This window comes from Nonomuraea sp. AD125B (assembly GCF_041402765.1).
GTDB lineage: Bacteria > Actinomycetota > Actinomycetes > Streptosporangiales > Streptosporangiaceae > Nonomuraea > Nonomuraea bangladeshensis.
This window is the reverse complement of the sequence record NZ_JBGLOU010000008.1, coordinates 425,754-439,117: the sequence shown is the minus strand read 5'-3', so window position 1 is coordinate 439,117 and position 13,364 is coordinate 425,754. Positions and strand designations below refer to the sequence as shown.

Below are 13,364 nucleotides of genomic sequence, written 5' to 3'. Positions count from 1 at the left end.
GCAAGAGATGGACCATGCGCTGGAAGGCACCGTTGAACGCCTTCCAGATCGCCTTCGAAGGCCGCCTCACCCCTGCCAACCTCTGAACACTTCAACAACCAAGATCAGCCGTTAAGTTGACACTCCCCAGCCGTTAAGTTGACACTCCCCCGGAGACGCCGGAGGACGCCGGAGGACGCCGGAGGACGCCGGAGGACGCCGGAGGACGCGGCGAGGCTACGGTTCGCGGACCGCCGTACTTCACCTATCGCTGCCTGCTGCTGAGACGTCCCACGCGTCCGCGCCTCGTATCCACGGTTGGTCCACGCCTACATCCCGCACCTTCCCGCGGGCCGTGCTGCCGTGTGCCGACTACGCGGATGGCGTGGCCACGCCAGGTGGACGGCCAGCTTGATTTCTTGCCGGTCACCTTTCGTTCAGAGTGTTCCTTGGCGGAGCGGTGTGTCGTTCGGGTTCATTCGTCCTGCAGGCCGGGCGGGACTCTGGGGAGCCCTCGTCGGGGGTGGGGAGGTTGTGTTCGCGGCGTACGAGGTCGTCCTCGTCCGGGAAGGGCGGGTCCTGGGATGGGTCGGCGTCGGCGTCGATGTGCGGGGGTTCAAGGACGGCGGAATCGGGGGCCTTGCGGTAGGAGGTCGTCTGTTTGCGGAGGCGCCAGCCGTCTGCCGCGCGTTCGATGTAGCCGGCGGCGGCAAGGCCGCCCAGGGCGCTGAGGGCGGTGCTCAAGTTCACGCCGGCCGCGACCGCTATTGAGGCGGGGCCGGCGCCTCTTCGCGTCGGTACGGCGTCCAGCACCCTCTTTGTCACGTCGTTGAGCTTGTCTCGGGCGACCGCCGGGGTGCGGGGTTGCGAGACCAGGTCATCGCCCATCACACCGACGAGGTCGATGATCTCCTCAGGAGAGGTGACGCACACCGCCTTGCGTTCGCGGAGGAGGCGGTGGCATCCGTCCGACAGGCGGGAGGTGATGGGGCCGGGCACGGCGGCCAGGTGCCGGTTGAGCGCAAGGGCGTGGGTGGCGGTGTTGAGGGCGCCGCTGCGCAGGGCGGCTTCCACCACCACGGTGCCTCGCGAGAGGGCTGCGATCAGGCGGTTTCTGATGAGGAAGCGGGCCCGGGTCGGGTGCACTCCTGGTGGGCATTCGCTCACGATCACTCCCTGGTCTCTGACCTTGGCGAACAAGGTGTCGTGGCTGCTCGGGTAACAGACATCGACACCGCAGGCCAGCACGACGACGGTCGGGGAGCCGGCGGTCAGCGCTCCCCTGTGCGCGGCACTGTCCACCCCGAAGGCGCCGCCCGACACGACCGTCCAGCCGGACTCGCCGAGGCCGACGCCGAACTCCGCCGCTATGTGCTTGCCGTACGCGGTCGCTGAGCGGGCGCCGACCAGCGCCACGGACTTGAGGCAGGAGAAGCGGAGGTCGACCGCGCCCCACAGCCAGAGACCGAGGGGACGACTCGGGCCGAGCTGGTCGAGCTGGGTGGGCCATTCGGCGTCGCCGGGGACGATGAGGCGGGCGCCGCATCTTTCGCCGTTCTCGATGTCGGCGGCCGGGTTGGAGGCGGCCAAGCGGGCGTGCCAGGCGTTCAGACGGGCTGTCAGCTCGTCGCGGGGTCGGTCTCGTAGCGTCATCTCCTGCTCGATGAACTCGGGCGGGAGGGAGCGGGCGCGGATCGCGTCGGCCGCGGTGGCCGCTCCGTGTTGGGCCACCAGGCGGCCCATGATCGGGTCGCCTACGTCTGCGGCGCGCATCAGCGCGGCGCGGGCTGCGTGCTCGGATCGAGCGGATGCGTTGGGCGGAACCCTCGTTGGTGATGCGATGGTCCGCCCCGGTGCCGGCTGGTCTCGTGGCGCGGGCGGCCGTTTCGGCTCGCGTGCCTGGGGTGAGGCTGTGGTCGGCTCTGGTACGGGCTGGTCTCGTGGCTCGGGTGAGCGTGTCGGGTCACATGCCTGCGGCGGAGCTGGTGCAGGGGCACGCTGGCGGTTCCTTTGCGATAGGAGTCGCTCTGCGGTGGCGGCACCGGGAGTTGGTTGAGACGGCTGTACCGGCTCTGATACCGATGCGGTCCGAGGGGCTGGCGCAGGCGGTCGGGCGCTTCCGGACGATGTTGATCGGATGGTCGGCGTGTGCCCGACGGTTGGCGGCTCGGTGGAGAGGGTCGGTCGGGCTGGCAGCGTCTCCTGGGGTGAGACGGCCCGCTGGGCGGGGTGGGCTGCGATGGAGGGCCTCTGCGGGTGGAGGAGGCGGGTGGGGGTGCAGGGGGTGTTGCGCATCAGGATGTCGCTCCGAGCCAGAAGTGGAGGGCGGTGGTTGTTTCGTCTTCGCCTGGGTAGTTCTTGTCGGCCAGGTCGGCCAAGGTCCAGGAGACGCGGACAGCCCGGTCGAGACCACGGGCGGTCAGGGTGCCTGAGTCCAGGCAGGCGGTCATGGGCTTCATCGCCCCGGGAGGCGGGCGGTAGTCGCTGTGCAGGACGGACGAGGGGACCTCGGCGTTGGTACGCCAAGGGGTGCCACTGAGGCGTTTGGCGGCGCGGTCACGAGCCGCGAGCACGCGTTCGGCCACCGTTGCGCTCGATTCAGTGAACTGGCGGTCGGCCAGCAGCTCGCGCCTTGATGCCCGAGCCACGGTGACCTTCATGTCGACGCGGTCAAGGAGCGGACCCGAGAGCCTGCCGAGGTAGCGGCGCCTCGCGGTCGGGGAGCACTTGCAGGTCTCACCTTGGTCGTCGCTCTGCGCACAGGGGCACGGGTTCGCCGCCAGGACGAGCATGAATCGGGCCGGGAACGTGACCGAGCCGGCCGATCGTGACACCGTGACGCGGCCGGATTCCAAGGGCTGACGCAGCGCGTCGAGGACATGACGGGGGAATTCGGGAGCCTCGTCCATGAAGAGGACCCCTCTGTGGGCCAGGGAGACCGCTCCGGGGCGTACGATCGCGCTGCCGCCCCCGATGATCGATGCCGAGGTGGCCGTGTGATGCGGAGCCACGAACGGCGGACGGCTCAGCATGGGCGCGCTGGGCGGCAGGATGCCCGCCACCGAGTGAATGGCGGTCACTTCCAGGGCGTGGTCGAGTTCCAGGTCGGGCAGGAGCGTGGGGAGGCGTTCGGCCAGCATGGTCTTGCCGGTGCCGGGCGGACCGAGCATCCACAGGTTGTGGCCGCCGGCGGCGCACACTTCGAGAGCGCGGCGGGCCACCGGCTGACCGACGACGTCGGCCAGGTCGAGGGCCGGGCTCGTGGCTGGAGTCCTGGGCTCGGTGAGCTCTTCAGGCTCGGGCTCGGGCGCATCCTCACGGCCCTTGCGCAGCCACTCGACCAGTTGGCGGAGGCACGCCATCGGGATCACCTTGACGTCGGGGACCAGGGACGCCTCCGCGGAGTTGGCCGAGGGGACGACGACCGTGGCGTCTCCGTGGTTCGCGGCGCCCAGAACGGCGGGCAGGACGCCGCGTACCGGTCTGATGCGGCCGTCGAGGCCCAGCTCGCCCAGGAAGAACGGGTCCGCGATGCGCTCGGCCGGAACCACACCCGCAGCTCCCAAGATCGCCATCGCTATGGCGAGATCGAATTGCGAGCCACGCTTGGGGAGGGTGGCCGGGAACAGGCTGACGATGATGCGGGCGTCGGGCCACGGGTATCTGCTGTTGACGACCGCCGATCTCACTCGGTCGCGGGCCTCGCTCAGCGCCGTGTCGGGCAGGCCGATCAGGTGGATGCCCGCCAGGCCGTTGCCCACGTCGGCCTCGATCTCCACGGTACGGCCCGTCACGCCGACCAGGGCCACGCTGCGGGTGCGCGCCACGGCCATCAGATCACTCCCCGGATGTGGCGCAGGGCGAAGTCGCCGGCGAAGCGTTCTATGGCTATGACGTCCACTCGTACGGAGTCGAAGGCGCGGGCCTGGGCGGACAGCCACTTGGCGGCGAGTGCGCGGAGTTTGGAGAGCTTTCTGCGGTCCACCGACTCCAGGGCTGTGCCGTGGGACCGGCTGGAGCGGGTCTTGACCTCGACGACGACGAGCGTGGGGCCGTCCTCGGCGAGGATGTCTATTTCGCCGTGGCGGCAGCGCCAATTGCGGTCGATGATTCTCATGCCCTTGGCTTCCAGGTAGATCGCGGCCAGTTGCTCGCCCTGTTTGCCGAGTTCGTCCTTCTTGGCCATGTGGTGCCTCCGTCCGAGGTGCTGCTTTGGATGCTTCGGCCTGACCTTGGCGGAGGCAGGGTGGGTCTCGTGCGGCCGAACGGGGTTCTGGGGATAGGGAGTGCAGAGTCTCGGGGTGACTGTGGATAACGGGGCGGACGGCCGGTGGGCTGTTGAGGAGGCTGCTGCGCCGACCGGTGGTTGAAGGGGGTGTAGTGCCGTACCAGCGAGAGCGACGGTGGAGTCCAAGCGCGGTTAGGAGCACGCCTTCGCCCGCATTGATGAGGGCAGAGGGCGGCAAGCACGCCGACCTGGCGGAGCGATGACGCCGGACGTGCGATTCACAGGACTGGCGACGGGCGACGGCACTGCTTCCTGGATGCTCGCATCGCGCTGACAACTGGCGCTGGCATTCGAGAGCCTGCCGACGGGAGGCGCCGGGGTTGGAGAGCGAGGGCTCGCGCAAGGGTGAGGTGAGGCGGCGCGAGGCGCGGGGACGGGAAGCGGGGGTACGGGCGCAGAGGAAGGACGTAGGACCCGAAGAGGTGCGAGCACGTAGCGCCGGGAGCGCGAGCGCCTAGCGCCAGAGGTGAGTGCGGCAGCACAGGCGAAGAGAGGGAGCGTTGATTTGCTCGGCCGGGAGATGGCGATAAGGCGACGTCGCCGTAGCAAGTAAGGGTGATGGCCGTCGGGCCGCGGGGCGGCGGGGTAGAGCGGCGGGGCGGCGGTCCGGCGGCGGGGCGGCGGTCGGGCGGCGGGGCGGTGGTCGGGCCGAGGGGCGGTGGTCGGGCCGAGGGGCAGCGGTCGACGGATTGGTCGCGCTCAGGGCCGGAAACACAGTCGCGATCGGACGCGAGAGTCAAAGGCCAGTCGCAGGCGGAAGCAAAGGCCGATCGGAGGCGGTAACCCGACGGCGGCGAGGACGCAGCGGAGCGGCGGCACGGGCATGATCTGAGAGGCCATCACGGATCGGATCGAGAGCGCTGTCACGGGCTGGGATCGCGGATGGCGTCGCGAGCGGGATCGAAGCGAGGATCGGTGTCGGCGCCGAACTGGGCGGCGGCGTCCCTGTACGGCCTTCAGGGCAGCGCCGACCAGGATGCAGGTGCCGGATCGGTGCGACGAGTCCGTACAGCCCGGCAAAAGCAGCCCCGCTCCAGGCATCTCCGCACCAGCCAGCGAGCCAGCCAGCCGGTCGCCCCCGCTACCCGGAGAACCCTTCCTTGGGCATCTCGAGATCGGCCTTGGCCAGTTCTTCCACGTTCACATCCTTGAACGTGACCACCCGCACGTTCTTCACGAACCGCGCCGGCCGATACATGTCCCACACCCAGGCGTCCTGCATCTTCACGTCGAAGAACACGTCGCCGTTCTCGGCGGTGCGGACGTCGAGGTCGACCGAGTTGGTCAGATAGAACCGCCGCTCGGTCTCCACAACATATGTGAACAATCCGACGACATCGCGGTATTCGCGGTAAAGCTGCAGCTCCATCTCGGTTTCGTACTTTTCGAGATCCTCTGCGCTCATCGCGGTCCTCCTGTCGTACCGGTCCCCCGGTTTGCCTGCTCAGGCAACCCCGGCCCCCATTTCATTCTCACCCATCTCCCTGGCCACCGTGACGAAGGAGTAACGGTGGTCCGGGCACGGGCCGTGCGCCGACAGCGCCAGCCGGTGTCGCGGTGTCACGTACCCCTTGTGCTCGGCGAAACCGTACTGCGGGTAGCGCTCGTCGAGCGTCACCATCAGCCGGTCCCTCGTCACCTTGGCCACGATGGACGCGGCCGCCACGCACGCGGCCACCTGGTCCCCCTTCCACACGGCCAGTGACGGCGCGGGCAGCCCCGGCACCGGGAAACCGTCCGTGAGGATGTACTCCGGGTCACAGGGCAACTGCGCGACGGCTCGCCGCATTCCTGAGACGTTGCACTTGTGCAGACCTTTGGCATCGATCTCCCCCGGCGGGATGATCACTACGCCTACGTGGGAGACGCGCACGATGCGCTCGTAGAGGTGTTCGCGCACGGCCGGGGTCAGGAGCTTGGAGTCGCCCAGGCCGTCGATCTGCCTGCGCAGGACGACGGCCGCCACCACGAGCGGGCCGGCGCAGGCGCCGCGCCCGGCCTCGTCGACGCCGGCGATCGGGGTGAGGCCGCGGCGGGCCAGTGCCCGTTCGTAGGCGTAGAGTCCGGAATCGCGCCGGACGACGCTCGGTCGAGGGCGGAACGCAACTGTCATGACAGAGGCAGCGTACGCCCCATTCGCCGCAACCCGCGACCGAAAGTCCGTCTACTTGATTTTGTCGAAAGTGTCGGGACGGGCGAACAAGTAGCCCCGCGACAGCGGCCAGTAGCGCACCACGGCCTTGCCGATCACGTCGTTCTCCGAGATGAAGCCCTGGCCGGGCTCCTCCATGTGGGCCCGCGAGTCGGCCGAGGCGCTGCGGTGGTCGCCCATCAGCCACAGCTTGCCGGCCGGCACCGTGACGTCGAACTTCTCGCCCGAGGCGAAATCGCCGGGATAGAGGTAGGACGTCTCGTCCAGCGCGGTGTCGTTGACCGTGATGCGCTTCTTGGAGTCGCAGCACTTGACGTGGTCGCCGCCGACGCCGATGACCCGCTTGATGGTGTCCTCGCCGTTCCAGCCCTTGAACACCACGATGTCGCCGCGCTCCGGCTTGCCCGAGAGCTTGTTGACGAACACGCGGTCGTTGATCAGCAGCGTGTTCTCCATCGACTGCGAGGGGATGTAGAACGAGCCGACCACGAACGCCTGCAGCAGCAGCGCGATGCCCACGCCGAGGATCAGCAGCAGCAGCGTCTCGCGGAAGCCGCCCTTCTTCTTCTCTTTTGCCACGCCCTCCGCCTTCTTGGTGACGGCCATTCAGCGCCTCTTCGTACGCCGGCGCCGACGGACCAGGACCAAGGGTACGGCCAGCCCGAACCCGGCGACCAACGGGACCGCCCCGCCCAGCGCGTGGAGCGAGGGCTGCGCGAAGGTGTCGGGGATCTCCAGCACGCGGGCCCGGTCGAAGGGCCAGACGATGACGAAGGCCCGTCCGATGACCTGGCTCTCGGGGATGGAGCCGCCGCCGGGGTCACCCGTGTGGGAGCGCGAGTCGAGCGACACCGACCGGTGGTCGCCCATGACCCACAGCCGCCCGGGCGGCACGGTGACGTCGAAGAACCGGTCGGAGGGCACGTTGCCCGGATAGAGGTAGCTCTCCTCGTCGATGGGCGTGCCGTTGACCGTGATGCGGCCCTTGGGGTCGCAGCACTTGACGTGGTCGCCGCCGACGCCGATGACGCGCTTGATGTAGTCCTTCTCGCCGGGCACGATGCCGAAGGCCGTGCCGACCCACCGGAAGAACCCCTCGACCGGGTTGGACGGCTCCTCCATCTGGAACTCGCCGTCCCAGGAGTCGACGCCGGAGAAGACCACGACGTCGCCCCGCTCGATGTCGCGCGTGTGGTAGACGAGCTTGTTGACCAGCACCCGGTCGTTCTTGAGCAGGGTGTTCTCCATCGACTCCGACGGAATGTAGAACGCCTGCACCACGAACGTCTTGATGATCAGGGCGAGCACCAAGGCCACTACTACCAGAACGGGCAGTTCTTTCCAGAACGACCCCTTCTTGTCCTTCTTGCCGCCCTTGGCCGGTTTCTGAGTCTCTTCCGCGACCACGTCCACCTCGTCCTCGACAGGGCGGCGCGCCGCGCCGTGCTCCTGGCTCTCGCTAGTCATCGCTGACGAGCCTAGATGATGTACGGGCTCGACAAGCCTCGACCGACGTTACACCCACGCACGGGTCGCTCCACATAAAAGAAACGCCGCTGTAAAAACCGAAAGCCCGCGCCACAAGGGCACGGGCCACGGAAGAGACGAAGGGCGCTTACTTGGCGGCCGTGGTCTCGCGCTTCTCGCGGATGCGGGCGGCCTTGCCGCGCAGGTCGCGCATGTAGTAGAGCTTGGCGCGGCGCACGTCGCCACGGGTGACGAGCACGATCTTCTCGATCACCGGGCTGTGGACCGGGAAGGTGCGCTCGACGCCGACGCCGTAGCTGACCTTGCGGACGGTGAAGGTCTCACGGGCGCCGCTGCCCTGCCGGCGCAGCACGAAGCCCTTGAAGACCTGGATGCGGGACCGGTTGCCCTCGACGACGCGTACGTGGACCTCGAGCGTGTCACCGGGGCGGAAGTTCGGCACGTCGTCGCGCAGGCCGGCCTTGTCGAGCTCCTGGATCTTCGTGTGCATGAGAGTCATTCCTCAAAGTTCGGGGGCACGCGGAGGTCCACTCGGCCGAGCTCTCACGAACGCGGCAACGAAGCGGACACGCCTGCTGTCTTCGGTGGTCCCGGATCGGATTCCGGGCATGCGCTAGCGGCCAACATGAGTTGGGCAGCGATTCAGTTTGCCACATCTTCCCGTTCGACGCGAAACGACAGCTCCTCCAGCAGCTTCCTGTCGTGCTTGTCGAGCGTCTCCGGGTCGAGCTCCGCCGCGAGGTCGGGCCGGTTGCGCACGGTGCGCCGCAGCGCCTCGTCCCGCCGCCACCTGGCGACCTTGCCGTGGTGCCCGGACAGCAGCACGGCCGGCACCTCGTGGCCGCGCCAGACCGGCGGCTTGGTGTAGACGGGGCCCTCGACGAGGTTGCGCATGGAGCCGGGGGCGAAGGAGTCGTCGACGGCCGACTGGGCGTTGCCCAGCACGCCGGGCAGCAGCCGGCCGATGGCCTCCACCATGACCAGCACCGCGACCTCGCCGCCGGCCAGCACGTAGTCACCGATGCTGACCTCGTCGACGCGCAGCCGCTCGCCGTACTCGGCCATGACGCGGGAGTCGATGCCCTCGTAGCGGCCGCAGGCGAACAGCAGCCACGGCTCCCCCGCCAGCTCCTGCGCCAGCTCCTGCGTGAAGGGCCGCCCGCTCGGCGTCGGGACCACGAGCCGCGGCGCGCCGTCGCCGATCACCGCGTCGATCGCCTCGCCCCACACCTCGGGCTTCATGACCATGCCGGGGCCGCCGCCGTAGGGGGTGTCGTCCACGGTCTTGTGCACGTCGTGGGTCCAGTCGCGCAGCTGGTGGACGCGTACGTCGAGAGTGCCCCGCTCACGCGCCTTGCCGATGAGCGAGACGTCGAGCGGCGCGAAGTACTCGGGGAAGATCGAGATGATGTCGAGCCGCATCAGAGCAGCCCCTCCGGCGGATCGACCACCAGCCGGCCGCCGGCCAGGTCGACCTCGGGCACCAGGGCCTTGACGAACGGGATGAGCGCCTCCTCCCGCCCCTCGCGGCGCACCACGAGGAGGTCCTGGCCGTGGTGCAGGACGTCCTCCACCTCGCCCACGGGCTCGCCGGCGACCGTCTCGACGGCCAGGCCGATGAGCTGATGGTCGTGGAACTCGTCGGGGTCGCCGGTGGGCTCGACGTCGGCCGAGTCGATGACGAGCATGGTGCCCCGGAGGTCCTCGGCGACGTCGCGGTCCGTGACACCCTCGAACGTCACCAGCAGGATGCCCTTGTGCCAGCGGCGCCCGGCGACGACGAGAGGCCCGGAGCCGGCCGGGTCGGTGGCGATCGACGCCCCGACGGCGAAGCGCCGCTCGGGCTCGTCGGTGCGCACCTCGACGGTGACCTCGCCGCGTACCCCGTGCGGACGGCCTATCCGGCCGACGACCAACTGCACGAACGTGCCCTTTCTAACGCGGAGCGCCCCCACCGGCGGTGAACCGGTGAGGGCGCGGAAAACCTGACGCTAACGGACTGCCTCGTGCAGGTCGAGCAGATCGACCCGCACGTACTTCCCGTCGGCCAGGGCGTTGACGACCGTGCGCAGCGCCTTGGCGGTGCGCCCGCCGCGTCCGATGACCTTGCCCAGGTCCTCGGGGTGCACCCGGACCTCCAGGACGCGCCCGCTGCGAATGCGGCGTGCGCGGACCCGGACATCGTCGGGATGTTCGACGATGCCCTTAACGAGGTGCTCGAGAGCCTCCTCGAGCACGTCAGCCCTCGCCCTCGGTCGGGGTCTCGGCGGGGGCCTCGGACTCGTCCTTCTTCTTGGACTTGCGCGGCGTGGTGGCGGCCGTGCCGGTGTCGCCACCGGACAGGGCCTCCTTCGCCGCGGCCTCGTAGATCGCGTGCCGGTCGGGCTTGGGCTCGGCGACCTTGAGGGGCGCCGGGGCGGGCTCGCCCTTGAACTTCTGCCAGTCACCGGTGAGCTTGAGCAGCTTGAGCACCGGCTCGGTCGGCTGGGCACCGACCCCCAGCCAGTAGGCCGCACGCTCGGCGTTGATCTCGATGCGCGAAGGGTCGTCCTTCGGGTGGTACAGGCCGATCTCCTCGATCGCCCGGCCGTCACGCTTGGTGCGGCTGTCGGCGACGACGATGCGGTATTGAGCGTTGCGGATCATGCCGAGCCGCTTGAGCTTGATCTTGACTGCCACGGGTGTGGTCTCTCCTGCATTAGAGCGTGGGTGAGCGGCGCCGCGCCGAGTGGGGCACGACAGGACGACGCTCCAGGGACAGGCGTGCTCAGCGGGTCGGTGAGAGGGCGCCCACCTGAACACGATGTTCCAACATGCAATTGTGCCAGATCGCCGTCACTGTCCACGACACCTCGCGGGGCCACCCCCGCAAAGCCTCGGCAACGAGGCGACCCGGCGTCAGTTCTGGCCGGGCAGCTTCAGCTTGGACGGGTCGAAGCCGGGCGGCAGCTCGATGCCCGGAGGCAGCTTGCCGTGCAGGTTGCCCAGCATGCCGCCCTGCTTGGGCTGCGCCTGGCCGTCGCCCGCGCCGGACGACGACTTCTCCAGCGCCGCCTTGCGCGGGTCGCCGCTGACGCGCCGGCCCTTCTTGTTCTTCTTCTGCGCCTTGGCCGCCTTGCCCCGGCCGCCCGGCATGCCGGGGATGCCCATGCCGCCCGCGACCCGCTTCATCATCTTCTGGGCCTCGAAGAAGCGGGTGACGAGGTTGCTGACCGCGCTGACCGTGACGCCGGAGCCGGCCGCGATGCGGGCGCGGCGGGAACCGTTGATGATCTTCGGGTCCTGGCGCTCGGCCGGGGTCATCGAGCGGATGATCGCGGCGATGCGGTCGAGGTCGCGGTCGTCGATGGCGTTGAGCTGGTCGCGCATCTGGCCCATGCCGGGCATCATGCCGAGCAGGTTCTTGATGGGGCCCATCTTCTGGACCATCATCATCTGCTCGAGGAAGTCGTCCAGCGTGAAGTTCTCGCCCGAGGTGAGCTTGCCCGCCATCTTGGCGGCCTGCTCCTCGTCGAAGGTCTTCTGGGCCTGCTCGATCAGGGTGAGGATGTCACCCATGTCGAGGATGCGGGAGGCCATCCGGTCGGGGTGGAAGGCGTCGAAGTCTTCCAGCTTCTCGCCGGTGGAGGCGAACATGATCGGCCGGCCGGTGATGTGCCGCACCGACAGGGCCGCGCCGCCGCGGGCGTCGCCGTCGAGCTTGGTGAGCACGACCCCGTCGAAGCCGACGCCCTCCATGAACGCCTGCGCCGTGGTGACGGCGTCCTGGCCGATCATGGCGTCGACGACGAACAGGACCTCGTCGGGCCGCACCGCGTCGCGGATGTCGGCGGCCTGCTTCATCATCTCCTGGTCGATGCCGAGGCGACCGGCGGTGTCGATGATGACGATGTCGTGCTGCAGCCGCTTGGCCTCGTCGATCGAGTGGCGGGCCACGCCCACGGGGTCGCCGACGCCGTTGCCCGGCTCGGGCGCGTAGACGGCGACGCCGGCGCGCTCGCCGACGACCTGGAGCTGCTGGACGGCGTTGGGGCGCTGCAGGTCGGCGGCGACCAGCATGGGCGCGTGGCCCTGCTCGCGCAGCCACCTGGCCAGCTTGCCCGCCAGGGTCGTCTTGCCCGCGCCCTGGAGACCCGCCAGCATGATGACGGTGGGCGGCGTCTTGGCGAGGCGGAGCCGGCGGGTCTCGCCGCCGAGGATCTCGATCAGCTCGTCATTGACGATCTTGACGACCTGCTGCGCCGGGTTGAGCGCCTGGGACACCTCGGCCCCGCGGGCGCGCTCCTTGACCTGGGCGACGAACGCCTTGACCACCGGGAGCGCGACATCGGCCTCCAGCAGCGCGATGCGGATCTCCCGGGTGGTGGCGTCGATGTCGGCATCGGACAGCCGGCCCTTGGATCGAAGGGAGGAGAAAACCGATGTGAGGCGGTCGGAAAGCGTCTCGAACACGTGGTTGGCCAGTCCTCGAAGCGAATGAACGTCTAAGACTCCAGACTATCCGCTTCCTCAGCCGCTCCAGCCTGGCACGGCCATCCGAACGGTGAGAGCGTGCTCGACGAGGTTGATCAGAGCGCTCTTGACGGAGTCCTTGGAGCGCGCGTCGAGCCGCACCATGGGGATGTGCGGGGCCAGGGTGAGGGCGTCGCGGACCTCGCCGTCGCTGTGGAGATACTGGCCGTCCCAGCCGTTGATGCCCACGATGAACGGCAGCTGCGCCTCTTCGAAGTAGTCGATGGCGGGGAAGCTGTCGGCCAGCCGGCGGGTGTCCACCAGGACCACGGCCCCGATCGCGCCGCGCACCAGGTCGTCCCACATGAACCAGAACCGGTGCTGCCCGGGCGTGCCGAACAGGTAGAGGATCAGGTCGCGGTCGAGCGAGACGCGGCCGAAGTCCATGGCCACGGTCGTGGTCGACTTCAGCGGGGTCATGCCGAGGTCGTCGATGCCGGCGGACGCGTCGGTCATGACGGCCTCGGTCGTCAACGGCATGATCTCCGACACCGCGCCGACGAACGTCGTCTTGCCGACGCCGAAGCCCCCGGCCACGACGATCTTCGTCGAGGTCAGGCCGGGGCTAGAGCCTTCGAAGTCCACTGAGCACCCTTTCCAGCAGGTTGACGTCCGGCCTACCCGCCTCGAGCTGCGGCTGGTGCACCCGCACGAGACCCTCGGCCGCCATGTCAGCGATCAGGACACGCACCACGCCGAGCGGCATCCGCAGCAGCGCGGAGACCTCCGCCACCGACCTCACCTGCAGGCAGAGCTGGCTGATCGCCTTGTACTCGGGCGTGATGTGGGAGAACTCCCGGTGCTCGGCGGTCGCCGAGGACACCAGGGCCTCCATCGCCAGTTTGACCTTCGGTGCGGTCCGCCCGCCGGTGACGGCGTACGGGCGTACCGGTGAGGCAGGGTCGGCGGCCATGGGCTGAGGCGGCGGCGGGGGCTCCCAGCCGC

General features: G+C 69.1%; 15 protein-coding genes. All 15 read right to left on the bottom strand.

The window, feature by feature from the left end:
- Positions 1-405: 405 nt before the first annotated feature.
- Complete coding sequence (gene dprA / locus ACBR40_RS23655) at positions 406-1,752, bottom strand: DNA-processing protein DprA (protein WP_371250132.1); 1,347 nt, start codon at positions 1,750-1,752, stop codon at positions 406-408.
- Between the two features lie 521 nt (positions 1,753-2,273).
- Complete coding sequence (locus ACBR40_RS23650) at positions 2,274-3,812, bottom strand: YifB family Mg chelatase-like AAA ATPase (protein ID WP_371250131.1); 1,539 nt, start codon at positions 3,810-3,812, stop codon at positions 2,274-2,276.
- Positions 3,812-4,165, bottom strand: coding sequence for a YraN family protein (locus ACBR40_RS23645; RefSeq protein ID WP_344209128.1), 354 nt, complete (start codon positions 4,163-4,165; stop codon positions 3,812-3,814). Before ACBR40_RS23645 ends, ACBR40_RS23650 begins: the two co-directional genes overlap by 1 nt.
- A gap of 1,183 nt (positions 4,166-5,348) precedes the next feature.
- A complete protein-coding gene (locus tag ACBR40_RS23640) occupies positions 5,349-5,672 on the bottom strand; it encodes a DUF2469 domain-containing protein (RefSeq protein ID WP_026215037.1) in 324 nt (107 codons plus the stop codon).
- A gap of 39 nt (positions 5,673-5,711) precedes the next feature.
- Complete coding sequence (locus tag ACBR40_RS23635; protein ID WP_344209131.1) at positions 5,712-6,380, bottom strand: ribonuclease HII; 669 nt, start codon at positions 6,378-6,380, stop codon at positions 5,712-5,714.
- 51 nt (positions 6,381-6,431) lie between these two features.
- Positions 6,432-7,025, bottom strand: coding sequence for a signal peptidase I (gene lepB, locus ACBR40_RS23630; protein ID WP_344209133.1), 594 nt, complete (start codon positions 7,023-7,025; stop codon positions 6,432-6,434).
- Complete coding sequence (gene lepB, locus ACBR40_RS23625) at positions 7,026-7,886, bottom strand: signal peptidase I (RefSeq protein WP_371250130.1); 861 nt, start codon at positions 7,884-7,886, stop codon at positions 7,026-7,028.
- Between the two features lie 148 nt (positions 7,887-8,034).
- The gene (rplS, locus tag ACBR40_RS23620) at positions 8,035-8,397 is read right to left on the bottom strand and encodes a 50S ribosomal protein L19 (protein ID WP_091093485.1); all 363 of its coding nucleotides are present in this window, start codon (positions 8,395-8,397) and stop codon (positions 8,035-8,037) included.
- A 152-nt stretch (positions 8,398-8,549) separates the two neighbouring features.
- Complete coding sequence (gene trmD, locus ACBR40_RS23615; RefSeq protein ID WP_344209138.1) at positions 8,550-9,329, bottom strand: tRNA (guanosine(37)-N1)-methyltransferase TrmD; 780 nt, start codon at positions 9,327-9,329, stop codon at positions 8,550-8,552.
- Entirely contained in the window at positions 9,329-9,829 is a 501-nt protein-coding gene (gene rimM, locus ACBR40_RS23610) for a ribosome maturation factor RimM (RefSeq protein ID WP_344209140.1), read from the bottom strand. Before rimM ends, trmD begins: the two co-directional genes overlap by 1 nt.
- Positions 9,830-9,898: 69 nt before the next feature.
- Positions 9,899-10,144, bottom strand: coding sequence for an RNA-binding protein (locus tag ACBR40_RS23605; protein WP_043634919.1), 246 nt, complete (start codon positions 10,142-10,144; stop codon positions 9,899-9,901).
- Between the two features lies 1 nt (position 10,145).
- Positions 10,146-10,586 carry a 30S ribosomal protein S16 gene (gene rpsP / locus ACBR40_RS23600; protein WP_091093480.1) on the bottom strand — a complete coding sequence of 147 codons (441 nt, stop codon included), beginning with the start codon at positions 10,584-10,586 and terminating at the stop codon, positions 10,146-10,148.
- A gap of 219 nt (positions 10,587-10,805) precedes the next feature.
- Complete coding sequence (gene ffh, locus ACBR40_RS23595; RefSeq protein WP_344209147.1) at positions 10,806-12,359, bottom strand: signal recognition particle protein; 1,554 nt, start codon at positions 12,357-12,359, stop codon at positions 10,806-10,808.
- 57 nt (positions 12,360-12,416) lie between these two features.
- Complete coding sequence (locus tag ACBR40_RS23590) at positions 12,417-12,977, bottom strand: ATP/GTP-binding protein (protein ID WP_364450144.1); 561 nt, start codon at positions 12,975-12,977, stop codon at positions 12,417-12,419.
- A gap of 7 nt (positions 12,978-12,984) precedes the next feature.
- A complete protein-coding gene (locus ACBR40_RS23585) occupies positions 12,985-13,332 on the bottom strand; it encodes a DUF742 domain-containing protein (protein WP_344210449.1) in 348 nt (115 codons plus the stop codon).
- Positions 13,333-13,364 lie beyond the last annotated feature (32 nt).